Annotated in this window: 24 protein-coding genes and 1 tRNA gene; 18 read left to right on the top strand and 7 right to left on the bottom strand. The window is 63.2% G+C overall.

Going from position 1 to position 26,217, the window contains the following annotated elements; all coding sequences use genetic code 11:
• Window positions 1-20: 20 nt before the first annotated feature.
• The 3 genes from MFF34_RS09075 to MFF34_RS09085 all read left to right on the top strand — a co-directional run bounded on the left by MFF34_RS09075 (window position 21) and on the right by MFF34_RS09085 (window position 2,745).
• On the top strand, window positions 21-716 hold the full coding sequence (locus tag MFF34_RS09075) for an ABC transporter permease (protein ID WP_099428097.1): 696 nt from the start codon (window positions 21-23) through the stop codon (window positions 714-716).
• Window positions 713-1,402, top strand: a complete 690-nt coding sequence (locus MFF34_RS09080; protein ID WP_027594257.1) for an ABC transporter permease — start codon at window positions 713-715, stop codon at window positions 1,400-1,402. The genes MFF34_RS09075 and MFF34_RS09080 overlap by 4 nt, the downstream gene beginning before the upstream one ends.
• A 131-nt stretch (window positions 1,403-1,533) precedes the next feature.
• Window positions 1,534-2,745 carry a methyltransferase gene (locus tag MFF34_RS09085; protein ID WP_238212597.1) on the top strand — a complete coding sequence of 404 codons (1,212 nt, stop codon included), beginning with the start codon at window positions 1,534-1,536 and terminating at the stop codon, window positions 2,743-2,745.
• Between the two features lie 236 nt (window positions 2,746-2,981).
• On the opposite strand, the gene MFF34_RS09090 is transcribed toward MFF34_RS09085, so the two are convergent.
• On the bottom strand, window positions 2,982-3,275 hold the full coding sequence (locus tag MFF34_RS09090) for a DUF3077 domain-containing protein (protein ID WP_238212599.1): 294 nt from the start codon (window positions 3,273-3,275) through the stop codon (window positions 2,982-2,984).
• Window positions 3,276-3,724: 449 nt separating this feature from the next.
• On the opposite strand from MFF34_RS09090, the gene MFF34_RS09095 reads away from it, so the two are divergent.
• From MFF34_RS09095 to MFF34_RS09105, 3 genes are all read left to right on the top strand, one after another.
• Window positions 3,725-3,973, top strand: a complete 249-nt coding sequence (locus MFF34_RS09095) for a hypothetical protein (protein WP_238212836.1) — start codon at window positions 3,725-3,727, stop codon at window positions 3,971-3,973.
• Between the two features lie 98 nt (window positions 3,974-4,071).
• Window positions 4,072-4,147, top strand: a tRNA-Thr gene (locus MFF34_RS09100).
• Between the two features lie 178 nt (window positions 4,148-4,325).
• Window positions 4,326-4,532, top strand: a complete 207-nt coding sequence (locus tag MFF34_RS09105) for a DUF3079 domain-containing protein (RefSeq protein ID WP_099428088.1) — start codon at window positions 4,326-4,328, stop codon at window positions 4,530-4,532.
• Window positions 4,533-4,598: 66 nt separating this feature from the next.
• Here the strand turns inward: MFF34_RS09105 and MFF34_RS09110 are convergent, their stop codons facing one another.
• Window positions 4,599-6,896, bottom strand: a complete 2,298-nt coding sequence (locus MFF34_RS09110; RefSeq protein ID WP_238212601.1) for a TonB-dependent siderophore receptor — start codon at window positions 6,894-6,896, stop codon at window positions 4,599-4,601.
• A 140-nt stretch (window positions 6,897-7,036) separates the two neighbouring features.
• On the opposite strand from MFF34_RS09110, the gene MFF34_RS09115 reads away from it, so the two are divergent.
• The 3 genes from MFF34_RS09115 (at window position 7,037) to MFF34_RS09125 (ending at window position 10,954) form a co-directional block, all read left to right on the top strand.
• Window positions 7,037-7,756, top strand: coding sequence for a response regulator (locus tag MFF34_RS09115; RefSeq protein WP_238212603.1), 720 nt, complete (start codon window positions 7,037-7,039; stop codon window positions 7,754-7,756).
• A 1-nt stretch (window position 7,757) separates the two neighbouring features.
• Window positions 7,758-9,125 (top strand): ATP-binding protein, encoded by a 1,368-nt coding sequence (locus MFF34_RS09120; protein ID WP_238212605.1) that lies wholly within the window; start codon window positions 7,758-7,760, stop codon window positions 9,123-9,125.
• 167 nt (window positions 9,126-9,292) lie between these two features.
• Window positions 9,293-10,954: an FMN-binding glutamate synthase family protein gene (locus MFF34_RS09125; protein ID WP_238212614.1), complete on the top strand. Its 1,662-nt coding sequence runs from the start codon at window positions 9,293-9,295 to the stop codon at window positions 10,952-10,954.
• A gap of 119 nt (window positions 10,955-11,073) precedes the next feature.
• Here MFF34_RS09125 and MFF34_RS09130 read toward each other — a convergent pair whose 3' ends face one another.
• Entirely contained in the window at window positions 11,074-12,393 is a 1,320-nt protein-coding gene (locus MFF34_RS09130; RefSeq protein ID WP_027595212.1) for an OprD family porin, read from the bottom strand.
• Between the two features lie 469 nt (window positions 12,394-12,862).
• Between MFF34_RS09130 and MFF34_RS09135 the strand changes: the two genes are divergently transcribed.
• Entirely contained in the window at window positions 12,863-14,947 is a 2,085-nt protein-coding gene (locus MFF34_RS09135; RefSeq protein ID WP_238212616.1) for a TonB-dependent siderophore receptor, read from the top strand.
• A gap of 117 nt (window positions 14,948-15,064) precedes the next feature.
• Here MFF34_RS09135 and MFF34_RS09140 read toward each other — a convergent pair whose 3' ends face one another.
• Both MFF34_RS09140 and aguA read right to left on the bottom strand, forming a co-directional pair.
• The gene (locus MFF34_RS09140; protein WP_027595210.1) at window positions 15,065-15,262 is read right to left on the bottom strand and encodes a hypothetical protein; all 198 of its coding nucleotides are present in this window, start codon (window positions 15,260-15,262) and stop codon (window positions 15,065-15,067) included.
• Between the two features lie 195 nt (window positions 15,263-15,457).
• Entirely contained in the window at window positions 15,458-16,564 is a 1,107-nt protein-coding gene (gene aguA, locus MFF34_RS09145) for an agmatine deiminase (protein ID WP_099428084.1), read from the bottom strand.
• A gap of 266 nt (window positions 16,565-16,830) precedes the next feature.
• Here aguA and rfbB point away from each other — a divergent pair, with 266 nt between their 5' ends.
• Genes rfbB through MFF34_RS09180 form a run of 7 tightly spaced genes read left to right on the top strand, consistent with a single transcriptional unit; the run spans window position 16,831 to window position 23,895 of the window.
• Window positions 16,831-17,913, top strand: coding sequence for a dTDP-glucose 4,6-dehydratase (gene rfbB, locus MFF34_RS09150; protein WP_238212624.1), 1,083 nt, complete (start codon window positions 16,831-16,833; stop codon window positions 17,911-17,913).
• Window positions 17,910-18,785: a glucose-1-phosphate thymidylyltransferase RfbA gene (rfbA, locus tag MFF34_RS09155; protein ID WP_238212627.1), complete on the top strand. Its 876-nt coding sequence runs from the start codon at window positions 17,910-17,912 to the stop codon at window positions 18,783-18,785. Before rfbB ends, rfbA begins: the two co-directional genes overlap by 4 nt.
• Window positions 18,782-19,327: a dTDP-4-dehydrorhamnose 3,5-epimerase gene (gene rfbC, locus MFF34_RS09160; RefSeq protein WP_238212629.1), complete on the top strand. Its 546-nt coding sequence runs from the start codon at window positions 18,782-18,784 to the stop codon at window positions 19,325-19,327. Before rfbA ends, rfbC begins: the two co-directional genes overlap by 4 nt.
• A complete protein-coding gene (gene rfbD / locus MFF34_RS09165; protein WP_374707386.1) occupies window positions 19,210-20,184 on the top strand; it encodes a dTDP-4-dehydrorhamnose reductase in 975 nt (324 codons plus the stop codon). The genes rfbC and rfbD overlap by 118 nt, the downstream gene beginning before the upstream one ends.
• A 38-nt stretch (window positions 20,185-20,222) precedes the next feature.
• Entirely contained in the window at window positions 20,223-22,037 is a 1,815-nt protein-coding gene (locus MFF34_RS09170; protein WP_238212630.1) for an ATP-binding protein, read from the top strand.
• Window positions 22,034-23,443, top strand: coding sequence for a sigma-54 dependent transcriptional regulator (locus tag MFF34_RS09175; protein ID WP_238212639.1), 1,410 nt, complete (start codon window positions 22,034-22,036; stop codon window positions 23,441-23,443). Before MFF34_RS09170 ends, MFF34_RS09175 begins: the two co-directional genes overlap by 4 nt.
• Window positions 23,440-23,895 (top strand): YiiD C-terminal domain-containing protein, encoded by a 456-nt coding sequence (locus tag MFF34_RS09180; protein WP_027595202.1) that lies wholly within the window; start codon window positions 23,440-23,442, stop codon window positions 23,893-23,895. Before MFF34_RS09175 ends, MFF34_RS09180 begins: the two co-directional genes overlap by 4 nt.
• Before the next feature lie 151 nt (window positions 23,896-24,046).
• On the opposite strand, the gene cysQ is transcribed toward MFF34_RS09180, so the two are convergent.
• Together cysQ and nudE are read right to left on the bottom strand one after the other, a co-directional pair.
• A complete protein-coding gene (gene cysQ / locus MFF34_RS09185) occupies window positions 24,047-24,883 on the bottom strand; it encodes a 3'(2'),5'-bisphosphate nucleotidase CysQ (RefSeq protein WP_238212641.1) in 837 nt (278 codons plus the stop codon).
• Entirely contained in the window at window positions 24,880-25,446 is a 567-nt protein-coding gene (gene nudE, locus MFF34_RS09190) for an ADP compounds hydrolase NudE (protein WP_238212643.1), read from the bottom strand. The genes cysQ and nudE overlap by 4 nt, the downstream gene beginning before the upstream one ends.
• Before the next feature lie 64 nt (window positions 25,447-25,510).
• On the opposite strand from nudE, the gene yrfG reads away from it, so the two are divergent.
• On the top strand, window positions 25,511-26,173 hold the full coding sequence (yrfG, locus tag MFF34_RS09195; RefSeq protein ID WP_027595199.1) for a GMP/IMP nucleotidase: 663 nt from the start codon (window positions 25,511-25,513) through the stop codon (window positions 26,171-26,173).
• Window positions 26,174-26,217: the final 44 nt, after the last annotated feature.

The following is a 26,217-nucleotide window of genomic DNA, read 5'->3' on the forward strand; positions in this document are numbered from 1 at the left end:
TCCCTAGAACGACCCTACCCATGAATATCGACCTGCACGGATTCGGTCCGGCCCTTGCGGCTGGCACCTTGATGACCGTAAAACTGGCGCTCTGCGCCTTGCTGCTGGGGCTGATCCTGGGCCTGCTCGGTGCCCTCGCCAAAACGTCCCCGGTCAAGCCACTGCAATGGCTTGGCGGCTTCTACTCGACCTTGGTTCGCGGTGTGCCCGAACTGCTTTGGGTCCTGCTTATTTATTTCGGCACCGTTGGCATGATGAACAGCCTCGGCGAGGCGCTCAATATGCCCGGCCTTGAGCTCAGTGCCTTCGCCGCCGGCGTCATCGCCCTCGGCCTGTGCTTCGGCGCCTACGCCACCGAAGTGTTCCGTGGCGCCATCCTGGCAATCCCCAAGGGCCACCGCGAAGCCGGCCTGGCACTGGGCCTGTCCAAGGCGCGCATTCTGTCGCGGATCATCCTGCCGCAGATGTGGCGCATTGCACTGCCTGGCCTGGGCAACCTGTTCATGATCCTGATGAAAGACACCGCGCTGGTGTCGGTCATCGGCCTGGAAGAAATCATGCGCCACGCGCAGATCGGCGTGACCATGACCAAAGAGCCGTTCACCTTCTACATGGTCGCGGCCTGCATCTACCTGGGCTTGACCGTCATCGCCATGACCGGCATGCACTTCATGGAAAAACGCGCCGCTCGCGGCTTTGCGAGGGCTGAATCATGAATTGGGAAGTCATCATCAAATGGCTGCCACGCCTGGCGCAGGGCGCGACCCTGACCCTGGAGCTGGTGGCCATCGCGGTGGTTGCCGGGCTGATCCTGGCCATCCCGCTGGGCATCGCCCGCTCGTCCCGCCACTGGTACGTGCGCGCCCTGCCGTTCAGCTACATCTTCTTCTTCCGCGGTACGCCGCTGCTGGTGCAGCTGTTCCTGGTCTATTACGGCCTGGCCCAGTTCGACGCCGTGCGCAACAGTTCGTTGTGGCCTTACCTGCGCGATCCGTTCTGGTGCACCGTGCTGACCATGACCCTGCACACCGCCGCCTACATCGCCGAGATCCTGCGCGGCGCGTTGCAGTCGATCCCCAAAGGTGAGATCGAAGCCGCACGGGCGTTGGGCATGTCGCGGGGCAAGACCCTGTTCTACATCATGCTGCCGCGCGCCGCCCGGATCGGCCTGCCGGCCTACAGCAACGAAGTGATCCTGATGCTCAAGGCCAGCGCCCTGGCCAGTACCGTCACCCTGCTGGAACTGACCGGCATGGCGCGTACCATCATCGCCCGCACCTACCTGCCGGTGGAGATCTTCTTTGCCGCCGGGTTGTTCTACCTGCTGATCTCGTTTGTGCTGGTGCAAGGCTTCAAACTGTTGGAGCGCTGGTTGCGGGTAGACGCCTGCCAAGGGCGCTAAACCTTACTGGCCTCTTCGCGGGCAAGCCCGCTCCCACAGGAATGCCACAGGGCTCAAACCTTGTGCCCCCTGTAGGAGCGGGCTTGCCCGCGAAGGGCTGCAAAGCAGCCCCAACCCTGCCGACCACAACCATGACCCCACTGCCCATCCTCCACAGCCACCCGCTAAGCGACCGCTTCCAGGCCTTAGACCAGTTCCTGACCGAGCACCAGCACCTGTGGAAACCCAGGCCATTCACCGCCCTGCGCCTGGAATGGGAAACCCAACACCCAACGCTCGCCGCCCACCTGCGCCAATCCCCCCTGGCCGATGCCGACGCCGAGCCCGCCCCAACCACCCTGCCCGCGCCCTTCCCACAACTGGCCCGGCAAGCCCACCACCTCAGCGCCCTGGATACACTGCCCGACGCCGGCCTGCCGCCCGCCGCCCACCGCCTCGACGTCGGCGTACCCGGCCGCAAATGGCAGCAGATCGAAGCCTTCACCCGCCGCCTGGCCTTCAACGAGCAACCCCAGCACTGGCTGGACTGGTGCTCCGGCAAAGGCCACCTCGGCCGCCGCCTGCTGCAGCCCGGCCAGCAGCTGACCTGCCTGGAATACGACACCGAGCTCGTCGCCGCTGGCCAGGCCCTGAGTGACCACCACCACCTGCCCGCGCGCCATGTGCATCAAGACGTGATGGCCGCCGACAGCGCCCGCCACCTCGACAGCGACAAAACCGTGGTGGCCCTGCACGCTTGCGGCGACCTGCACGTACGCCTGCTGCGCCTTGCCAGCCAGCAAGGCTGCCGCCAAGTCGCGGTGGCCCCCTGCTGCTACAACCGCATCGAAGCGCGGCACTACCAGCCGTTATCCACAGCCGCCCAAGCCTCCAGCCTACAGCTTTCGCTGGACGACCTCGGCCTGCCACTGAGTGAAACCGTCACCGCCGGCGCCCGCGTGCGCCGCCAGCGCGACACCTCGATGGCCCGTCGCCTGGGCTTCGACCTGCTGCAACGCCAACAGCGCCAGTGTGATGATTACCTGCCCACCCCCTCGCTGCCGGTGGCCTGGCTGGACAAGCCCTTCGAGGCGTATTGCCGCGACCTGGCCGCACTCAAGCAACTCCCGCTGAGCGGCACGCCAGACTGGGCTGCCCTTGAGGCCGCCGGCTGGCAGCGCCTGGCCGAAGTGCGCAACCTCGAACGGGTGCGCAACCTGTTCCGCCGCCCCCTGGAACTGTGGCTGGTACTCGACCGCGCCCTGTTCATGGAAGAACAAGGCTATGCCGTGCGCCTTGGCTTGTTCTGCGACTATCCACTCACGCCGCGCAACCTGCTCATCCTCGCGGAACGCGACCGTTAGCCGCAGCACAACCTGTGGATAAGTCTGTGCACAAGCTTTTGATGAATGGTTGGATCCAAGCGCTATTTCAAGCGTTTGGCTTATTCCTGCAGGCAGTTCAAGGCCCGCAAAAACAGGCATTTGCGCAAAGACCAGCGGCGTATGGGTTCGGCATGCCTTTCGCGCAAGTTGGCAATGCTACTTGTGCATAAACTTTTGTTGTGCTTTCTGCAGGGGCCACAAAGCGGCCCAATGCGTCAACGGTTTTTGTTCTTGGCCAGCTCGATATCGTTCATCAACGCCTTGGCCAGCGCCGCCAGGTAATCGGCTGCGCCCAACTGCTTATGGTCGTCTTCCATATCGCCCTCCCTGAGCAGGTGCTTGATATAGCCGAGCAGGATCGACACCTGCTCGTAGGCGTCGTCGATGGGGATGCCGGGTTGTACGCGCAGCAGGTTAACCGGTGGGTTGCCGACTTCGAGGAAGGTTTCCAGGCCTGCGGTGGTGATCTCAATGTGGGGCTGGGGTGGATCGGGGACGACCTTGATCATGGCGTAAGTCCTTATTCAATTAAGGTACTGCCACTGAATCTTTCTCACGGATTTAGGTGGCAGCCGTACGCGGGGTGAGAAACCGAGTGAATAAGGAAGCCCGGCCAGACCGAAGCCTGCCCGCGTACAGCCACCATTACGAGGTAGCACTCATTCATAATCGGGTTCTCACACCCGGTCGCCGAAACGACCCGAAAACGGTATCCGTGAGGCACTTCCCCGACAACAGCGATACTTCGGCAGCGCGCGTAGGATAGGTCCGAAGCAGGCCAACCCCGAAGCATTTGGTTTCAGGTTCAGAAATGCCTTACAGGTCACGCACCGCCTCCCCTTCCAGGGTGTATTATCCGCCCCCCAAATCATTAAAAAGACACGTCGCACGCTGACCGCCAGCCCTGCGACCTTCTGGCGTTGCGCCAGAACCGACAATGGAACAACGGACCCTCATCGTGACCCAAGCCAAGCCCCTTGCCCTCTTGACCCTCGCCATGGCCCTGACCGCGTGTGCCGGCGGCACCCCAAGCCAGCCTTCCAGCAATTTGGGCTGGGACACCCCCGCCATGCAGCTGGGCGGCGACCGAGGCCTGCCCCTGCGCGCCGAGACCCCTTGCCGCAAGCGCGGCTGCGACAACGACAAGCTGTTTTTCAACCCTGGCAAAACCGAGCCAAACGTCAACACGATCCACCGCGGCTGGTAGGAAAAATCTCCTTTTAAGCCGGTGACTTAGCTCATTTGCAAACAATCGCAAGGAAGTGGTTTACAGGCGCCAAACGATCGTTATAATGACGCCCCATTGCCGGTATAGCTCAGATGGTAGAGCAACTGACTTGTAATCAGTAGGTCCCGGGTTCGATTCCTGGTGCCGGCACCATACGCAGTATCAAAAAAGGCTCACCGAAAGGTGGGCCTTTTTTTGCTTGTGCCGTCACTTAAACGGTAATTTGAAAGCCCCCCCCGCAAGCTCCACCCCACCTTGATACCAATCAAAGCCCAAACCACCAAACCGCATAGCGTGAAATCAGCCCCCCACTGCGCGAGGACTGAACACCATGCCCAAAAAATTCCCCACCCACCCCAGCCACCCCGAGCGCATCTGCTGGGGCTGCGACCTCTACTGCCCAGCCAAGGCACTGGCCTGTGGCAATGGGTCAGACCGGACCATGCATCCAGTGGAGTTGTTTGGCGAGGACTGGGACAGGTTTGAGGACCGGTTGGATAAGCCGATTGATGAGGTGTCGGGGGTGCAGTGCAGTTGATTGTGGGTGGGAAAGGGGGCCGCTTTGCGGCCCATTCGCAGCACAAGGCTGCTCCTACAGGGGGGGTCAGAATGACGTGCTGAGGGTCAGCGACAGATTGCGGGGGTCGCCATAGATTGCCCCGGCATAGAAGCCGTAGCGGGTGTAGTAATGCTTGTCGAACAGGTTATTGGCATTGAGGCTAACGCTGGTCTCGTCCGTCAGCTGGTACTTGGCCATGGCATTCCAGATCGCATACCCCGACCAGTTGACGTCGGTCGAGCCTGCGCTTACGCCATTAGTGGGCTGGCCAGCCGGGCTGGACACCGCGCGGATGTTGCTCTGCGCGGTAACCCCTGCGCCAAGCGTCAGGCGGTCCAGTGGGCCGGACAGGCGATAGGTGGTGGAGGCCTTGAACAGGTGGGACGGGTCGCTGCGGCCGTCGCTGTCGATGCGGCGGAAGTGCAGGTAGGTGTAGCCGGCGTAGACGTTCCAGCTGGGGGCCAGTGCGCCGGCGATTTCCAGGTCGATGCCGTCGGTTTCCTGGCCGGAACCGGCCTTGTAGGCGTCGTTGCCGGTGGGGGTGGTCAGGTCGCCGTCCAGCACGGCTTTGTTTTCCTGCTTGGTGCGGAAGTACGCGGCCGAGGCATTCAGGCGGCCATCGAACCACTCGCCTTTGATGCCGGTTTCGTAGCTTTGGCCGCGAATGGGTTCGACTTTGCTGCCGCTGCTGGTCTCGGCGGTTTGTGGGGTGAAGATGTCGGTGTAGCTGGCGTACAGCGAGTAGGTGTCGTTGAGGTCGTAAATTGCCCCCAGGTAGGGGGTGACGATGCCGTTTTCTTCCTGGCTGGTGCGCACGCCGGCGTTGCTGCGGGTAATCGCCGAGTAGTTGCTGGTACGCACGCCGACGATCACCGACAGTGGGTCGGTGATGCTCAGGCGGGTCGCTGCGTACATGCCTTGCAGGCGGGTGGTGGTTTTGCTGTGGCGGCCGGTGCGCGAGGCGAGCATGTCGTAATCGTCATCCACGCCATTGCGCCAGTCGGTCAGCGGGAAGCCGTTGTTGGCGCGGAACTGGCAACCCAGCGCTGCGGCGCTGACTTGGCTGTCGCTGACCATGTTGCAGGTGTATTCCGGCGACCAGGCGACGGTGCGGCTGTCGTTGTAGCCGACCATCGCTTGGTGGGTGCGGCCAAACAACTGGAACGGGCCGGACAGGTCGATTTGCGCAGACTGCTGGGTGGTGTCGCTGGAGCTGTGCAGGCCGTTGAGCACGGCGCCGCTGCCGTCCTGGTCCCAGTAGCCGCCAAAGCTGCCGCGCCCGGCCGAGTTGACCTTGGCCAGGCCGCGGTGGTTGAGGGCCTCGGCGGTGCTTTGCGCGGCCTTGAGGTTCAGCGACCAGTCGTTGTCGAAGCGGTGTTCGAGGGAGCCGAAGGCGGTGCGGGTGGTGTACTCGCCAAAGCTCCAGCTCGGCACTACGTTGGTGCTGCGCGGCAGGTCGGTCTTGCTGCCGTCGCCGTACCAGATCGGGATGTTCGCGCCCCAGCCGCCGCCGACTACTTTGTTGTATTCGTACTGGTAGCCGGCGCCCAGGGTGGTGGCGTCGTCGAGGTCAAATTCGAAGTTGGCCAGCGCGGCGCGGGAGCGTTCGGACTGGTTGTCGCGGAACGAGTTGGCGTCCTGCTGGGTCATCACGAAGCGCGAACGCAGGCGGCCGTCTTCGGACAGCGGCAGGTTAAGGTCGGCGCCCAGGCGGCGTTTGTCCCAGCTGCCGTAGGTGGCGTAGGCGCTGCCGCCGAAGGTTTTGGTCGGGGCCTTGCGGATCAGGTTGACGGTGGCCGACGGGTCGCCGGTGCCGCCGAGCAGGCCGTTGGCGCCACGGACGATATCGATGCGCTCGTACAGGTCCATGTTCAGCGCATTACCCCCGCCGCTGAAATCGGAGCCGCCCTGGAACTGCAGGCCATCGACCTTCCAGTTGGTGATGGAATAACCGCGGGCGCGGTAGTCGGTGCGGCCGCCCACTTCGGCCTTGCTCGCGGTCACGCCTGGCGTGGTTTCCAGCGCCTGCTCGATGGTGTGGATGGCGCGGTCGTCCATCTGCTGGCGGGTAATGGTGGTCACCGACTGCGGTGTTTGGCGCGGCGTCAGCTTGAGGCCGGTTGAACTGCGGCTGCTCTCGACCGTGTACCCTAGCTGGCCGGTTTCATCGGCAGGCACCAGCGCGCTGTCCTCGATCTGCGTGGCATCCAGCTCCAGGGGCTGGCTGTCAGCCGCCATCGCTGCGCCGCTGATGGCCACGGCAATGAAGAAGGCCAGCGGGTTGAGGCGACTTCCGCCTCGGCTGATGGGAGAGAAGTCGTTCATGATGCTCCGAGGTTTCATTTGGGAAGGTTTCGTATTCGCAGATGATTTTTTGTTACGATTCTAGGGATCCGCCCTTGGGGCTCCAGGCCCGGCTTGTACGGGCTTGTAATCGAACGTAACGAGCGCCACCGGCCCTCATCGAACAGGTGTTTTTTGAAATGAGCACGACCCTGCTAGTTGTCGACGATGACGACGAGATCCGCGAACTTCTCTGCGATTACCTGACCGATGCCGGCTATACCGTGCTAGCGGCCGCGGACGGCGACGGGATGCGCCAGCAACTGGCGCTGCATAAAGTCGAGCTGGTGGTGTTGGACTTGATGCTGCCCGGCGAGGATGGCTTGAGCCTGTGCCGCCAGTTGCAATCGACGCCCGGGCTGGCGGTGATCATGTTGTCGGCCAAAGGCAGCACGCTGGACCGCATCATTGGCCTGGAAGTGGGCGCGGACGATTACCTGGCCAAACCCTTCGAGCCACGCGAGCTGATTGCCCGGATAAAAGCGGTATTGCGGCGCCCGCAGCGCCTCGACACGCCGGTTGCAAAGCCCGCTGTGGAAGCGCAGCAGTTCGCCGGATTTCGCCTCGACCACGTCAAACGCCTGCTCACCCGCCCTGACGGCGAAACGCTGACCCTGCCCCGCTCCGACCATCGCGTATTGCGCGAGTTGCTGGGGGCCAACAACCGCGTAGTGTCCCGCGATCAGCTGACCCGCAGTGCGTTCGGCCGTGACCACCTGCCTGACGACCGCTCGGTGGACATGTGCGTCAGCCGCCTGCGCCAGCAATTGCGGCGCGCGCCGGGTGGCGCAGCGCAGATCCTTACCATCCGCAACGAAGGCTACTTGCTGAGCCTTGCGCGCAGCGAGGCTGATGCCTGACATGCGCTGGCTTCGCCGGCTATGGCCGCGCACGCTGTTTGGCCAACTGCTGTTGATCATGGTCAGCGGCACCGTGGTGATCCAGTTGATGTCGAGCAGCATCTGGTTCGATGTGCGTTTCGCCCAGGTGCTTGAGGCCCCTGTTCGGCTGATCGCCGCCCGCAGCGCGCCGCTGATCGCCAGTGCCAATTGCCATGGCAGCCCGTTGCAGGCACCTGCCCACTATCAGCTGCGCTGCGCCGAAAACCTGCCCGCGGCGGAACACGACGAACGCAGAGGGCGCAAGCGTATCGAACTGCTGCTGCAACAGGCCCTCAAGTACGAACTGGGCCACGCCCAGGAGGTGCGCCTGCTGAAGGTGCACCTGACCGATGAACTGGGCCAGCCGATTGTCTGGCGCAGCCTGTTCGGTTTGCGCACGGCGCAGGCACATATCGCGTTTGCCGTGCCGCTGGCCGATGGGCATTGGCTGACCATCGATGGCCAGGAGCTGCAGGGCTGGAGCGGCGAGTCCGCCTGGGTGTTGATCAGCGATTACCTGCTGCGGGTGTATGCCCTGCGCATCGTCGCCGTGCTGTTGGTGTGCCTGGTGGCGGTGCGCTTGTGCCTGCGCCCGTTGCGGCGCCTGGCGGATGCCGCGCGCGGCCTGGGCAGCAACCTGGAACAGCCGCCCTTGGCGCTGGACGGGCCGGAAGAAGTGCGCCAGGCCGCCCAGGCCTTCAACGCGATGCAGCAGCGGTTGATTGCGATGGTCAACGACAAGGCCTATTTCCTGGCTGCCGTGTCCCACGACTTGCGCACCCCGCTGACCCGCATGCGCCTGCGCCTGGAGCGCTTGCCGGACGACGAGCATCGCCAGCGCCTACGGCAGAACATCACGCAGATGGACGACATGATTGGCCAAGTGCTCGACTACCTGCGGGCCGGGGAGCAGCAGAACCTGCAACAGGTGGACCTGGACCGGCTGGTGGCCCGGCAGTGTGCCGACTTGTCCACAGCCCGCGAGCCACTGCCGGTTCATGGCCAGGGTGGCAGTTTGCGGGTTGATGCGCTGCTGCTGCAGCGTTGCCTGCAGAATTTGCTGGTCAATGCCTTGCGCTATGGCAAGGAGGTTTCGGTCACGCTGGAGCGCGCGACCACGGGGGTTTATATCCATGTCGATGACCGAGGGCCGGGGATCGCGCCAGGCTTGCTGGCGACGGTTACCGACCCGTTCGTGCGGGGTGAAGGGTCGCGTAACCAGGCGTCTGGCGGGTATGGCTTGGGGTTGAGTATTGCCCAGCGGATCGCGGCCAGCCATGGCGGCGAGTTGCTGTTGTGCAACCACGACGGCGGTGGGCTGCGGGCCAGCGTGCTGTTACCTCGATAACCTGTCACCGCGCCCCCCCTTTGTGGGAGCGGCCTTTCGCGACGCAAGGCCGCTCCCACAAAGCGCTGAGCGCTCGGGATCAGGTAACAGTGTTTTACCGATTGCCCAGGTTTTCCGCAGCCCGCCATTGCCTATCCTAGGCGGGTCATCCTGCCTGCGATGGACCCATGAAACACTCACTGCCCAGCCGCTACGTCTGCCTTTTCATCTGCCTGTCGTTCACCTGTGCCAGCCTCCCATTACTGCCCCAACATGCCTGGCTCTGGCCATTCACACTGATCACCGCCCTGCTCAGCCTGGTCGGCCTCAATGACCTGCGCCAGAGCCACCACGCGGTGCGGCGCAACTACCCGATCCTGGGCAACATCCGCTACTTGATCGAAACCATCCGCCCGGAAATCCGCCAATACCTGATCGAAGGTGACGACGACAAGCTGCCGTTTTCACGGTCCCAGCGTTCCCTGGTGTATGCACGGGCGAAGAACGAGAGCGCCGAAAAAGCCTTCGGCACGCTCAACGATGCCTACAAACCCGGCTTCGAATTCATCAGCCATTCGATGCTGCCGGTGGCCACGCCCGACCCCGCCTCGTTCCGCATCGCCATTGGCGGGCCGCAGTGCCGGCAACCGTACTCGGCATCTATCTTCAACATCTCGGCCATGAGTTTCGGCGCCCTCAGCGCCAACGCCATCGCGGCGCTCAACCAGGGTGCACGGCTGGGGCGCTTTGCCCATGACACCGGTGAGGGCAGCATCAGCCCGTACCACCGCGAACATGGCGGCGACCTGATCTGGGAGATCGGCAGCGGTTACTTTGGCTGCCGCACCGAAGAAGGCCGTTTCGACCCGCAACGCTTCGCCGAACAAGCCCGCTCGCCGCAAGTAAAGATGATCGAGATCAAGCTCAGCCAAGGCGCCAAGCCCGGCCACGGCGGCATCCTCCCAGGGCACAAAGTCAGCCCGGAAATCGCCGCCACCCGTGGCGTGCGTGAGGGCGAGGACTGTATTTCGCCCGCCGCCCATAGCGTGTTCCGCACGCCGGTCGAACTGCTGCGGTTCGTTGCCAGCCTGCGCGAACTGTCGGGCGGCAAGCCGGTGGGTTTCAAGTTCTGCCTGGGCCACCCGTGGGAATTCATGGGCATTGCCAAAGCGATGCTGGCGACGGGAATCACCCCCGACTTTATCGTCGTCGACGGCAAGGAAGGCGGCACCGGTGCGGCGCCACGCGAGTTCAGTGACAACATGGGCGTGCCCATGCGCGAAGGCTTGATGTTCGTGCACAACACCTTGGTCGGCCTGAATTTGCGCTCGAGCATTCGCATTGGCGCGGCGGGCAAAATCGTCAGCGCCTTCGACATCGCCAGTGTGCTGGCCATTGGTGCCGACTGGGTGAATTCGGCGCGCGGCTTCATGTTCGCCATTGGCTGCATTCAGTCGCAGAGCTGCCACACCAACAAATGCCCGACCGGGGTCGCCACCCAGGACCCGCTACGCCAGCGTGCGTTGGTGGTGCCGGACAAGGCTCAGCGGGTGGCGAGCTTCCACCGCAATACCCTGCATACATTGGCTGAGATGCTTGCGGCGGCGGGCCTGGAACACCCGTCGGAGCTCAAGCCCAAACATTTGGCACGGCGTGTCAGCGCCAGCGAGATCGGCTTGTTTTCAGACCTGCACACGTTCCTCAAGCCTGGCGAATTGCTCAGTGGCTCGATTGAAAGCGAGTTTTATGCGCGGATGTGGCGGATGGCGCGCAGCGACAGTTTTGCGCCGGAGACTGGGGAGGTTGTGCAAAAAGAAGTAGTGCGCCACAGACAGGCCGAGCCAGCCTGAAAGCTGGGGTGCTTCGCACCCCTTTCGCGGCGCAAGGCCGCTCCCACACGTACAACGCAAATCTCTGTAGGAGCGGGCTTGCCCGCGATGGGCTGCAAAGCAGCCCCGACGCCATCCGATCAGAAGATGCTGATCGGGTACTCGACGAATACGCGGACTTCGTTACCGTCGTCGTTGTAGCCGTTCTGCTGTACGGCATTGTTGGTGCGTACGAACGAGCTGCGCAGCTTGACCGACAGGTCTTTGGCCGGGCCGTCTTGAACCACGTAACGGATCTGGTTGAAGATCTCGCGCTCTTTACCTTCACCGAACCCTTGCGGGTTGGCGACGTTGCGGGTGTTGATGTTGTCACCCACTACGTAGGCCAGCTTGTAGGTCAGGCCCGGTACGCCGTAGGCGCCGAAGTCCAGGCCGTAGCCCAGCTGCCAGGAGCGCTCGTCTTCGGCGTTGAAGTCAGACCAGTACGAGTTGGCCAGGTAGATGGTCGAACCACCGTCACCCACGCCACCGGCGTTCTGGTAGAAGCCGTAGTTGTAACCGGTGCTGCCGGTGCTGCGCTGGTGAGCGATGGTGAACGAGTGCGCACCGTAGGCGTAGGTCGCCGCCAGGCTCCAGATGGTGTTGGAGTCACCATTGAGCTCGGCCGCTTTGACGAACTTGTTGTTGATGTCCGACTTGTAGCCGTTGAAGTCCAGGGTCAGGGACTGGTCGCTGGCGATCGGGAAGACATAGTTCATGCCCAAGTAGTGCTTCTGCATCACGTCTTCGTTGTCTGCGGTGTACAGCGAAGCGGTGAAGTTGTCGGTGAACTTGTAGCTACCACCGAAGACGTTGATCGACTTCAGGCCACCACCGTCACGACGCTCGGCACTTTTGCGCGCTTCTTGGGTGAAGCGGCCGGCGTTCAGTTCCAGGCCCTGGATTTCTTTGGAAGTGATCAGGGTACCGGTGAAGCTTTCTGGCAGCAGACGTGCGTCGTCGTACTGCAGCACAGGCAGTGCTGGCATCTGGTCACCGTACTTGAGCACGGTGTTGGAGATGCGGAATTTCACGGCTGCGCCGCCACGGGCCAGGTTATGTGGCGAGCTGGCGTTGCCGTCGGCGTTCTTGGTGTCGTGCGGTTTGAAGAAGTCGACGCCGCCACCACCGTTGTGGCCTTTGCCGCCGTCCAGACGCAAGGCGTACAGGCCGAATGCGTCGACGCCGACACCGACGGTGCCCTGGGTGAAACCGGAGGAGAAGTTGGCGATGACGCCTTGGCCCCATTCGATCTGGTCATCGGTACCGTGCTTCTTGTCACGGTTGATGTAGGCGTTGCGCAGCAGAACGTTGGCGTGGCTGTCTTCGATGAAGCCCTTGCTGTCGGCCTGCTCATTGGCCTGGGCCTGGGTCGCGGCGATCATTGCCAGTGCGACCAGGCTGATCCTGGTTTTCAACATGTTGTTTTCCTTATTTCTTAATCAAAAACGCTTCGCAATATGACGCCAGGAACCAACGCCCCTTCGTAGGTTCGACGCTATGCGGATCCAGACTGAAAGGCTTGCCGGCGATCGCACGGTGGCCTTTTACAGCAGCATGGCCATGTCATGGCCAGCAGGCGTTGGCCGAATCCTAGCGGTGTGCGATTACAAATGTCAAAAAATCGTGAAATGCAGGTTGATATAACTAAAATCACCCAGCCCGCTGGTGCATTTCCATGCCTGTTGGCGCTATCAGTGGGCATTTTTTCTTCTGTCAGAAATGTCGCTTTGACCAACCCGGCAGCTTTCATGGGCGCGGAGCATACAACAGCGGCAGTTACAAAGTGATACATATGTAAAGACAACCCTTTACAAATACCCAAGCAACAGTAAATAGCAAGCATTACCATTCGCACCCTTTCTCACCTGCCACGGTCCGGATGTCTCCATGCTTGTACCCTGCCGCCTCTCCCCGCTGACGCTTGGCCTATCGCTGCTGTTCAGCGCCAGCCTGGCCACCGCTGCCACCACCACCCTGCCGGAAATGTCAGTGACTGCCGAAGGCGAGCGCGAGGAGGACAACCCGCGGGTCAAGGAAGTCAGTACCGCGACGCGCACCTCGACGCCCGTGCGCTACGTGCCCCAGGCCATCGACACGGTCAAGACCGCCAACGTGCTGGACTACGGCAACAACACCCTGGGCAAGGCACTTGAGGGCATCCCCAACGTCAGCAGCGGCGCCGACACGCGCTTCGACAGCGTGCGCATCCGCGGCTTCGAGGCCAGCAACGACTTCTACCTGGACGGCATTCGCGACGACAGCCAGTACATTCGCGACCTGAACAACATCGAGCGGGTCGAGGTGCTCAAAGGGCCCGCGGCGGTGTTGTATGGCCGCGGCAGCCAGGGTGGCATCGTCAACCGCGTCAGCAAGGCGCCGGAGCACGGCCGCCGTTCGAGCATCGAGGCGCAAGGCGGCAGCGAAGATTTGCGCAGCCTGTACGCCGACCTCAGCGCCGACCCCAGCGATACCATCAGCCTGCGCCTGAACCTGGGCAACCAGGACAACAACAGCTTTCGCGACGGCATCGATGGCAGCCGCCAGCTGTTCGCCCCGTCGATGAGCTGGCAGCTCTCGCCCGACCTGAACTGGCTGGTGCAATACGAATACAGCCGCTACAACCGCACACCAGACCGCGGTATCCCCGGGGTCAATGGCCGCCCGGCCGACGTCAGCCGCAGCACCACCTACAGCGATACCCAGCGCGACTACATCGATGACCGCGCCCAGTCGCTGCGCTCGCGGCTCAACTACCAGCTGAACGAAACCTGGCAACTGCGCCACACCCTCGGCCTGTTCAAGCTCAACAGCGAGTTCGACAATACCTACGCGACGGGCTATAACGCCAGCACCAACACCGTCACCCGTCAGCGCTGGCAACAGGACCTGAACACCCGCAACCTGTTCAACAACCTCGAAGCCGAGGGCGACTTCACTACCGTGGGGCTGGAGCACAAGCTGTTGGTGGGCCTGGAGTTCGGCAGCCAACGGCGTGACCCGACCCTGTACACCGCTGCGCCTAATAGTGTGCCAAGCCTGGACGTTGGTAACCCCGACCGCAGCCGGCAGCACACGGGCCCAATGTTGCTGTCGAGCGACAACCACACCGTGGTCCAAAGCCGTGGCCTCTACCTGCAAGACCAGGTCCGCCTGAACGATCAATGGCAGGTGCTCGCTGGCGTTCGTTTCGACCAGTTCGAGGTAGAGACCACCAACAAGGATGGCCTGACCGAGCCGCAGGACAGCAACACCACCAGCCCGCGCCTGGGTGTGGTCTACACGCCGTGGCGCGATCACTCCTTCTATGCGTCGTGGAGCAAGACCTTCTCGCCAGTGGGCGGTGGCCTGATCGGCATTACCCCTGGCGCGCCGGGCAACACCAACGACACCGGGCCAGAGCTGACCCGCCAGAAGGAGATCGGGGTCAAGAGCGACTGGTTCGACCAGCGCCTCACCACCACCCTCGCCGTGTATGAACTGGAGCTGTACAACCGCCGCACGCGTGACCCGGAAAACCCGGAAATCACCCTGCTCAGCGGCTTGCAACGCTCCCGAGGCATCGAGCTGACCGCCACCGGCAATATCGTCGGCAACTGGTACGTGCGCGGGGGCATCGGCCTGCAGGATGCGACCATCGTCAAAGACAACAATAACCAGGAAGGCAACCGCATCAACGACGTGGCCAAGCGTAATGCCAGCCTGTTCGTGACCTGGAAACCGGAATTGGGCTGGTACGCCGAGACCGGCTTGACGTTGGTGGGTGAGCGTTATGCCGACAACCAGAACACCACGGTGTTGCCAGGCTACGGCCGCTGGGATGCGCTGGCCGGCTACCGCACCCACGACTGGGATGTGCGGGCGGCGTTGAACAACATTGCCGACAAGACCTACTACAGTTCGGCGACCAGTGCGGCGCAGATCCAGGTGGGCGACCCGCGGAGCCTGGTGGTGACGAGCACTTACCGCTTCTGATATTTGTTGGCTGTACCGGCCCCTTCGCAGCACAAGGCTGCTCCTACAGGGATCGCGCGCCACCTGTAGGAGCAGCCTTGTGCTGCGAAGGGGCCAGCACCGGTAAAACCGATGAGATCAGTGCCACACCGCCATCAGCGCCTGCATCTCTGCTTCGCTGATCAGCCCTTGCGGGTATCGCCCGGCAAGCAGACGTCGTGGGTCGGTCGTCCTGACCTGGATGTTTCCATGGTGCTTCAACCACTGCGCCAACAGCTTGAGCGATGGGTGGTTAACTGCCGATGGGCACAAAGCCGACTCACTTGCTGCGTTCATTTCCACACGTACTCCTTTGCCCGTGAGCGGCTAATTTACGTAGGCATTGTTACAGATCAGAGAGCTCGACCCATTCGAGCTATCTAATTGAAAAACAATACAAAACGTATGCCACTCAGGCGGCCGGACGTCGCGTGGAAAGGTCACCCGAAAAAAAGGCCCGTCGTATGACGGGCCTCTTTATTCAGGGTGGTCTCAGCGCTTGACTGGCGCCGGCTGCTGCTGGGTCAGGCAGTGGATATTGCCGCCCCCCAACAACAATTCACGGCCTGGGATCATGACCACTTCATGATCCGGGAAGAGCTCGGCCAGGATGGCTCTGGCCTGGGCATCGGCAGGGTCATCGAAGCTCGGCGCGATGATGCCGCCGTTGACGATCAGGAAGTTCACGTACGAGCCGGCCAGGCGCACCGACGGGTCGCGCTCCTGGCTACCGGCCACTTGGTCGACGCCAGCACACTCTTCAGCCGTGGCGTACAGCGGGCCAGGGATCGGCATCTTGTGCACCACGAACTCACGGCCTTTGGCGTCACGGGTGTTCTTCAACACGTCCATTGCCGCGTGGCAGCGGGCGTAGTTGGGGTCGTTGGAATCATCGGTCCAAGCCAGTAACACTTCGCCTGGGCGCACGTAACAGCAGAAGTTGTCGACGTGGCCGTCGGTCTCGTCGTTGTACAGGCCGTCCGGCAGCCAGACGACGGTATCGACTGCCAACTGCTCACGCAGGACCGCTTCGATTTCCTCACGGCCCAGGTGCGGGTTGCGGTTACGGTTGAGCAGGCATTCTTCGGTGGTGATCACCGTGCCCTCGCCGTCCACGTGGATCGAGCCACCCTCCAGCACGAAGCCCTCGGTCTGGTAGCGCTGGCAGCGCTCCATTTCCAGGACCTTGGCGGCCAGTTCTTCGTCACGGTTCCAGGGGGCGTAAAGCCCGCCATCGAAGCCGCCCCAGGCATTGAAGCCCCAGTCCACGCCGCGCACTTCGCCGTGGTCGTTGATGACGAAGGTCGGGCCGGTGTCGCGCACCCAGGCGTCGTCATTGCTGATTTCCACGACGCGGATGTTCGGCAGGTCGAGCTGACGGCGTGCGTTCTCGTACTGGCCAGCAGAAACACCCACGGTCACTGGCTCGAAGCGGGCGATGGCTTTGGCCAATGTCACATGGGCGGCCTGTGCCGGTTTGCCACCCAGGCGCCAGTTGTCCGAACGCTCCGGCCAGACCATCCAGACCTGGGTCTGCGGCGCCCATTCAGCGGGCATGTGGAAGCCGTCGGCACGGGGGGTAGAATTGAGGGTTTTCATGGTTAACCTCTGCGTAGGCCCTGAGCCGATGTGCGCTGGGGCGTTGGTCGATGGGGGTAGGAGCAACGATGGCAAATTTATAACCGATATATATCGGCTTTAAAAGCAAAAATAGCCGATCGGCAAAGCCTTATCGCTTATTAAATCGATATCAATCGGCATATCTACCATCATCACGCTCAAACCTATGATATTTGTCTGCCACCACCCTAGCCGACGAGCTAGGCTGCATGCCATAGAACTTGGTTTTCCAGAGGCGACTTGAGATGCGCATACTCGTCACAGGCGGCGCCGGCTTCATTGGCTCGGCGCTGGTCCGTCACCTGATCGGCAATACCGAACACGAAGTGCTGAACCTCGACAAGCTGACCTACGCCGGCAACCTCGAGTCGCTGCAAAGCATCGCCAACAATACCCGTTACGAATTCGTCCAGGCCGATATCGCCGATGCGGCGACAGTCAGTGCCGTGCTTGAGCGCTTCCAGCCCGACGCGATCATGCACCTGGCTGCCGAGTCCCATGTGGACCGTTCGATCGACGGCCCGGCGGCGTTCATCCAGACCAATATCGTCGGCACCTATGCCCTGCTCGAAGCCACTCGTGCCTGGTGGATCCGCCTGCCTGCCGAGCAGCGCGGTGCATTTCGCTTTCACCATATCTCCACCGACGAAGTGTATGGCGACCTGCATGGCGCCAACGACCTGTTCCACGAGACCACGCCGTATGCGCCCAGCTCCCCCTATTCGGCGAGCAAGGCCGCCTCGGACCACCTGGTACGCGCTTGGCACCGCACGTATGGCCTGCCGGTACTGATCACCAACTGCTCGAACAACTACGGCCCGTACCATTTCCCTGAAAAGCTGATACCGCTGATGATCCTCAATGCCCTGGCCGGCAAGCCACTGCCGGTGTACGGCAATGGCCAGCAGGTGCGCGACTGGCTGTTCGTCGAAGACCACGCCCGGGCGTTGCTCGAGGTGGTGAGCCGCGGCGAGGTCGGCGAAACGTACAATATCGGCGGCCACAACGAGCAGAAGAACCTCGACGTGGTCCACGCCATCTGTGCCCTGCTCGACGAGCTGGCGCCACAGCACCCTGAAGGTGTAGCCCGTTATGCAGACCTGATCACCTACGTTCAAGACCGCCCCGGCCATGACCTGCGCTATGCCATCGATGCCAGCAAGATCGAACGGGAGCTGGGCTGGGTACCGCAGGAAACCTTCGCCACCGGGCTGCGCAAGACCGTGCAGTGGTACCTGGATAACCTGCAGTGGTGCCGCCATGTCCAGGATGGCAGCTACCAGGGGGAACGCCTGGGCAATACCGACATCAAGGAGCTCATTGCATGACCAAGGGCATCGTCCTGGCCGGAGGATCCGGCACCCGCCTGCACCCCATCACCCTCGGGGTATCCAAGCAACTGCTGCCGATTTATGACAAGCCGATGATCTACTACCCGATCTCGGTGCTGATGCTTGCCGATATCCGCGACATCCTGTTGATCTCCACGCCCCAGGACCTGCCTCAGTATCGCCAGCTGTTCGGCGATGGCAGCCAGTTTGGCATTCGCATCAGCTATGCCGAGCAACCATCACCCGACGGCCTGGCCCAGGCGTTCCTGATCGGTGAGCAGTTCATTGGTGACGACTCGGTCTGCCTCATCCTCGGTGACAACATCTTCCACGGCCAGAGCTTCACCGAACAGTTGCAGCGCGCGGTCAGCCACCCCCGCGGCGCCACGGTGTTCGGCTATTGGGTCAAGGACCCGGAGCGCTTCGGTGTGGTCGAGTTCGACGAGCAGGGCAACGCGCTGTCCATCGAAGAGAAGCCACCCAAGCCCAAGTCCAGCTATGCCGTGACGGGCCTGTACTTCTACGACAACGACGTGGTCGAAATCGCCAAAGGCATTCGCCCCTCGGAGCGCGGCGAGCTTGAGATCACCGATGTCACCAATGCCTACCTCAAGCGCGGCGACTTGCGCGTGGAGCGCTTTGGCCGTGGCTTCGCCTGGCTCGACACCGGCACCCACGAGAGCCTGCTGGATGCCTCGCAATATGTGCAAACCATCGAGAACCGCCAGGGGTTGAAAGTGGCCTGCCTGGAAGAAATCGCCTTCAACAAGGGCTGGATCACCCGTGACCAGCTGCTGGCCAAGGCTGAAAAACTCAAGAAGACCGGTTACGGTCAGTACCTGGGCAAACTGGCAAACGAGTCTGCATGAACATCATCCCCACCGAGATCCCTGACGTACTGATCATCGAGCCGACGGTATACGGTGACAGCCGTGGCTTCTTCTTCGAAGCCTTCAATGCCCGCGAATTCGCGAAGCACACCGGCGTCACCGTGGACTTCGTCCAGGACAACCACTCGCGCTCCGTCAAAGGCGTGTTGCGCGGCCTGCACTATCAGGTGGAAAACACCCAGGGCAAACTGGTGCGGGTGGTACAGGGCGAGATACGCGACATTGCCGTGGACGTGCGCAGGCATTCGCCCACGTTCGGCAAATGGGTCGCGGTGCACCTGTCGGCCGATAATCATCGGCAATTGTGGATTCCACCGGGGTTCGCCCACGGTTTCTCGGTGGTCAGCGAATCGGCCGAGTTTCTCTACAAGACCACGGACTACTACAACCCTGGCGCAGACCGTTGCATCCGCTGGGACGACGCCGAGCTGGCCATCGACTGGCAACTCGCGGGGCCGCCGGTGCTGTCGGACAAAGACAAGGTCGGCGTACCGCTGAGCGAGGCGCAACTGCTGCCATGAAAATCATCGTCTGCGGCCGTAATGGCCAGGTTGCCCAAGCGCTGCAGGCGCAGTTGGCCGGGCTTGGCGAGCTACACGTGCTTGGCCGCGAGCACCTCGACCTGGCACAGCCCGAGGCCCTGCGCGAACCGCTGCGCCGGCTCGCCCCCGACCTGATCATAAACGCTGCCGCCTACACGGCAGTGGACCAGGCCGAACAAGAGCCCGCGCTGGCCTTTGCAATCAATGCCCATGGCCCCCGCGTACTCGCCGAAGAAGCAGCACGGCTGGGTGCGCCGCTCATCCACTACTCCACCGACTACGTCTTCGACGGCAGCAAAGCCACGCCCTATACCGAACAAGACACGCCCAACCCCCTGGGGGTTTATGGCCACAGCAAACTGGCCGGCGAGCAGGCGATTACCGCGGTGGCCGGCCAGCACCTGATCCTGCGTACCAGCTGGGTCTATTCGTTGTATGGGCGCAACTTCCTGCTGACAATGCAGCGCCTGCTGCAGGAAAAGCCCCAACTGCGCGTGGTAAACGACCAGATTGGCGCGCCGACGTCTGCCGCTACCCTTGCTGCCAGCACCCGCACGCTGATCGAGCGCTGGCAAGCCGGGCAGGCTGGCGACTGGGGCACCTACCACCTCACTGCGCAAGGTGAGACCTCCTGGTTCGGTTTCGCCCAGGCGATCGCCGAGCAGTTGCGGGCGCAAGGGTTACCCTGTGCCGAACTGCAGCCGATCCCGTCCAGCGAATACCCCACACCCGCCCGCAGGCCGCTCAATTCACGCTTGGACTGCTCACGCTTGGCCCAGCAATGGCATATCAGCCTGCAGCACTGGCAGCAGGCGCTGATCGACTGCCTCAAGTAGCGCATAATTGCGTCAGACTTTTCTGGCGCATTGACCTGATGATCGCGAAACCCACGCCCCCACGCCGTCCCCGCTGGCGCAGCCTGGCCCTGCTGGCCGTGTGCCTGATCCCACTGCTGTGGCCGCTGCATCATCTGGCCGAGCGCTATTACCAGGAAGAGCTGGCTTCGCAGAATCGCCAGACCCTCGACCTGTACGTCGCCAACCTGCTGGGCACCCTGCACCGCTACGAAACCCTGCCGCAAATCCTCGGCGACCTGCCGGCGCTGCGCGGCGTGCTGGCCGACCCGTTCCGCCTGGAAGCGGTGACCAACGCCAACCGCCTGCTCAAGGATATCGTCCAGCAGACCGGTGCCGAGGTCATGTACCTGATGGACGTTAGCGGCAATACCCTGGCCGCCTCCAACTGGGACAAGCACGACAGTTTTGTCGGTCGCAACTTCGCCTTCCGCCCCTACTTCAACGAAGCCATGGCCGGCCACCTGGGGCGCTTCTTTGGCCAGGGCACCACCTCGGCCAAGCGTGGCTACTTCTTCGCCGCCGCCGTGCGCGACCGCGAGCGGACCGTGGGCGTGCTGGTGGTCAAGGTCGACCTCGACCACACCGAAACCCTCTGGGGCCGTACCCCCGAGCAACTGTTGCTGACCGACCATAACGGCGTGGTCATCCTCACCTCTCGGCCGGACTGGCGCTTCCGCGCCACCCGCGCGCTGACCGAGGCCGAGCGCCAGGCGATCATCGCCATCCAGCCGTACCCGACCCAGGCCCCGCAACCCTTGGTGCTGAACCAGGACGCGTGGATCACCCAGACCCGCGACATCAAGGAAACCGGCTGGCAGGTCAGCATCCTCGCCCCGCGCATCCTGGTCGACCGCTCGGTGCAGACGGTGATGGCCATCGGCGCCGGCACGTTGCTGGTGCTGGTGCTGCTGGCCGGCTTGGTGATGCAGCGGCGTCGGCACTACATCGACCGCATCGACTTCGAGGCCCGTGGCCGTCAAGAGCTGGAAAAGCGCGTGGCAGAACGTACCGCCGACCTTGAAGGCCTCAACACCCGCCTCAAGAGCGCCGTGCTCGAACGTGAAAACGCCCAGCAGGAAGCCGTGCGGGCCCAGGACGAACTGGTCCAGGCCGGCAAGCTGTCGGTGCTGGGCACCATGTCGGCGAGCATCAGCCACGAGCTCAACCAGCCGCTGGCGGCCATCCGCAGCTACGCCGAAAATGCCGAGATCCTGCTCGACCACCAGCGCACCGAAGACGCCCGCGGCAACCTCAAGCTGATCGGTGAGCTGACCGGGCGCATGGCCTCGATCATCGCCCACCTGCGCGCCTTCGCCCGCCGCGACCGCCACGCCCCGGAAAGCGTGGCCCTGCAGCCGGCACTGGACGACGCCCTGGCGCTGCTGGCCAAGCGCCGCCGGGCGATGGCCGTCGAGCTGATCCGCGACCTGCCAGAGGCCACGTTGTGGGTGCAAGCCGGCGAAACCCGCCTGCGCCAAGTGCTGGGCAACCTGCTGGCCAACGCCCTCGATGCCCTGACCGAAAAGGCCAACCCGCGCCGCCTCTGGCTGAGTGCCGAACAGCGCGATGGCTACGTCTACCTGTACATCCGCGACAACGGCCCGGGCTTCAGCCGCCAGGCACTGGAGCATGCCAAAGAGCCGTTCTTCACCACCAAGACCCGCACCCAGGGCCTTGGCCTGGGGCTGGCCATCTGCGAAAGCCTGATGCGCGCCCTGGGCGGCGAACTGTTGCTGGCCAACCACCCAGAAGGCGGTGCCCTGCTTACCCTGCAACTGCGCGTGGCGGCACCCGGCGCAACCCTGCCCAATTCGGAGGACCCCTCGGCATGAGCCCCGAGACACTGATCGACAGCCAAGCCCAGGTGATTCTGGTCGACGACGACCCGCACCTGCGCCAAGCCCTGAGCCAGACCCTGGACCTTGCCGGGCTCAAGGTGGTGGCGCTGGCCGATGCCCAAGGCCTGGCCGAGCGCATCGAAGCCGACTGGCCCGGTGTGGTGGTCAGCGACATCCGCATGCCGGGCATCGATGGCCTGCAACTGCTGGAGCAACTGCACGGCCGCGACAGCGAACTGCCTGTGCTGCTGATTACTGGCCACGGCGATGTGCCGCTGGCGGTACAGGCCATGCGTGCCGGCGCCTATGACTTCCTTGAAAAACCGTTCGCCAGCGACGCCCTGCTCGACAGCGTGCGCCGGGCCCTGGCCCTGCGCCGCCTGGTGCTGGACAACCGCAGCCTGCGCCTGGCCTTGAGCGACCGTCAGCAACTGGCCACCCGCCTGGTGGGCCAGTCGCCGACGATGCTACGCCTGCGTGAGCAGATCGGCGCCTTGGCTGGCACCCGTGCCGATGTGCTGATTTTGGGTGAGACTGGCGCCGGCAAAGAGGTGGTGGCCCGCGCTCTGCACGACCTTTCTAGCCGCCGCGACGGGCCCTTCGTGGCCATCAACGCCGGGGCATTGGCTGAATCGGTGGTCGAGAGCGAGCTGTTTGGCCACGAACCCGGCGCCTTCACCGGTGCGCAGAAGCGGCGTATCGGCAAGTTCGAATTCGCCAATGGCGGCACGCTGTTCCTCGATGAAATCGAGAGCATGAGCCTGGATGTGCAGGTGAAGTTGCTGCGTATGCTGCAGGAGCGGGTGGTCGAACGCCTAGGCGGCAACCAGCTGATCCCGCTGGATATCCGCATCATCGCCGCCACCAAGGAAGACCTGCGCCAGTCCGCTGACCAAGGGCGCTTCCGGGCCGACCTGTATTACCGCCTGAACGTGGCGCCGCTGCGCATCCCCCCGCTACGCGAGCGCGGCGATGACATTTTGGTGTTGTTCCAGCACTTTGCCGACGCCGCCAGCCAGCGCCACGGTTTGCCGCCGCACACCCTGCAGCCGGCCCAGCGCGCCTTATTGCTGCGCCACGACTGGCCGGGCAACGTGCGTGAGCTACAGAACGTCGCCGAGCGCTTCGCCCTTGGCCTGGAGCTTGCCCTCGACGGCCAGGCGCCCGCTGCGGCACCCCCCACGGCGGCGGTATTGACCGGCAACCTCAGCGAACAGGTCGAACAGTTCGAGCGCTCGCTGATCGCCGCCGAGCTTGCCCAGCCGCACAGCTCGATGCGCAGCCTGGCCGAAGCGCTGGGCATCCCCCGCAAGACCCTGCATGACAAGTTGCGCAAACACAGCCTCAATTTTGACGGCGGCAGTGGCGGGCACGACGACCAGGAGGACAACCGTCCATGAGCAGCGACAGCCAGTACCTGCAATCCGTACTGCACAGCGACATCCCTCTGACCCGCGAAATGGGCCTGGAGGTCATCGATTGGCAGCAGCACACCCTGCGCCTGCAACTGCCGCTGGCAGCCAACGTCAACCACAAAAGCACCATGTTCGGCGGCAGCCTGTACTGCGCCGCGGTGCTGGTGGGTTGGGGGTGGCTGCACCTGCGCTTGCGCGAGCTGGGCATCGATGACGGGCATATCGTCATTCAGGAGGGGCAGATCAGCTATCCGCTGCCGGTCACCGGCGCGGCGGTGGCCCGCTGTGCGGCACCGGACGAGAAGGCTTGGGAGCGCTTCGTGGCGATGTACCAGCGCCGCGGGCGGGCGCGCTTGACGCTGGAAACCACCGTCAGCAACGCTGGCAGTGACGAGCCTGCCGTGAAATTCAGCGGCCAGTACGTGCTGCACCGCTGACGCACACGCATAGACCGAAACAACGCCTGCTGATCTAGCAGGGGACTTTGTGGGAGCGGGTTTACCCGCGAACACCGGCGAAGCCGGTGCCAGAAACCGGGTTGGCTTCTTCGCGGGTAAACCCGCTCCCACAGGATCATGAGGCGCAGGGTTACGCGTTTTGTTCTTTACACGCCAGATCGATCAAGGCTTGGCGCCAGGCGGCTGTGCGGGGCAAGGCCAGGAAGAACGGATTGAGCAGGGATTCACGCGCCGGGTAGGTGAACGGCTGGCCATCCAGCCCAATCACCTCGCCACCGGCCCCCTCCAATACGCCCTGTGCAGCGGCGGTATCCCACTGCGACGTCGGTGCCAGGCGCGGGTAGCAATCAGCGCTGCCTTCGGCCAGCAGGCAGAACTTCAACGAGCTGCCGATATTGGCCAGGTCCAGCTCACCCACCGCAGCCCCTAACCCTGCCAACAGCGCCTCTTGCTCGGGGCTGGAATGACGACGGCTGGCCACCACCGTGAAACGGCCCTCAGCAGGCGGTGCGTTACGCACCTGGATTGGCTGGGCAGCTTCCCCCGCCTCGGCACGCCAAGCACCCAGCTGGCGCCCACCCGAGTAGCAGCGCCCGTTGGTCGGCATCGAGACCACGCCAAACACCACCACGCCGTTTTCGATCAGGGCGATGTTGACCGTGAACTCTTCACTGCCCGCAATGAATTCCTTGGTGCCGTCCAGCGGGTCGACCAACCACCAGCGGCTCCAGCCCTGGCGCTCGGCCAGCGAAATGTTGCAGTCCTCCTCGGACAGCACGGGGATCTGTGGCGCCAGCGCCAGCAGCCCATCAGCGATGATGCGGTGGGCGGCCAGGTCGGCGGCGGTCACCGGGGAATCGTCGGCCTTGTTGGTCACCGCCACGTCGGCCCGCCAGAACGGCAGAATCGCCTCGCCCGCCAGATGGGCCAGCTTGACCACTTCGTGCATCAGTTGCAGGTCGTTCATTGTTCCAGCAGCCCCCGCTGGATCAGCAGGTCGCGCGCCAGGTACAGCGCCGCCAAGGCACGGCCCTCGGTAAATTGCGGGTGCATGGCCAGGGCCGACAGCTCGCGCAGGTTGACCTTGTCTACGCCCATGGGCTCTGGTTCGTCGCCCTCGAGACGTTCTTCATACAGGTCGGTGGCCAGCACCACCTGGATCTTCTGGCTCATGTAGCCCGGCGACAGCGACAACTCGGTCAGGTGTTCCAGCTGCCGCGCACCAAAGCCAGCTTCTTCCTTGAGCTCGCGGTCCGCCGCCGCCAGCACGTCTTCGCCCGGCTCGATCAAGCCCTTGGGCAGCGACAGCTCATATTCGTCCGTGCCGCCGCAGTACTCCTCGACCAGCACGGCATGCTCGGCATCGAGCATGGCCACGATCATCACCGCCCCGTAACCATTGCCCCGCCCGACCAAGCGTTCATACGTGCGCTCGGCACCGTTGCTGAAGCGCAATTGCACGGCCTCGACGCGGAACAGGCGGCTGCTGGCGACGATTTCGCGGTTAAGGACGGTGGGTTTCTGGCGCATGGGGCAGCTCCTTGGCGTGAACGGGTTACTATACCGTGGCTAGCCGACTGAACGAGAGTTTCCCATGCCTGTTCTTCCCTGGTCTGCCATCGATACTGTCCTGCTGGACATGGACGGCACGCTGCTCGACCTGCACTACGACAACCGCTTCTGGCTGGAGCACCTGCCCCAGCGCTATGCCGAGCTGCATGGCGTGAGCCGGGCCATGGCGGAAATGGAGCTGCAGCCTTTGTTCGAGCGCAATGCTGGCACGCTCAACTGGTACTGCCTGGACTTCTGGAGCCGTGAACTGAAGCTGCCGATCCGCGAACTGAAACGCGAGATCGCCGACCTGATCGCCCTGCGCCCGGACGCCGACACCTTCCTGGCCGCCATCCGTCAGGCAGGCAAACGCGTGGTGATGATCACCAATGCCCACCGTGACTCGCTGTCACTGAAGCTGGAGCGGGTGGAACTTGCGCCGTATTTCGAGCGGCTGATCAGTTCGCATGATTATGGCTATCCGAAAGAGAGCCCACAGTTTTGGGATGCCTTGCAGGCGGATATCGGCTTTGAGCCTGCGCGCAGCCTGTTCATCGATGACACATTGGCGATTTTGCGCAGTGCCCAGCGGTTTGGCGTGGGGCATTTGCTGGCGGTGCGCCAGCCCGATAGCCAGGCGGCACCTCGCGACACCCAGGAGTTTGCAGCGGTCGAGGATTACCGGGATTTGCTGGCAGGCCTGTGATGCTCCTTTTCGCAGGTACAGCGCCGACCTGTAGGAGCAGCCTT

The organism is Pseudomonas sp. PAGU 2196 (genome assembly GCF_022179005.1).
In the GTDB taxonomy this organism is placed as follows: Bacteria; Pseudomonadota; Gammaproteobacteria; order Pseudomonadales; family Pseudomonadaceae; genus Aquipseudomonas; species Aquipseudomonas kermanshahensis.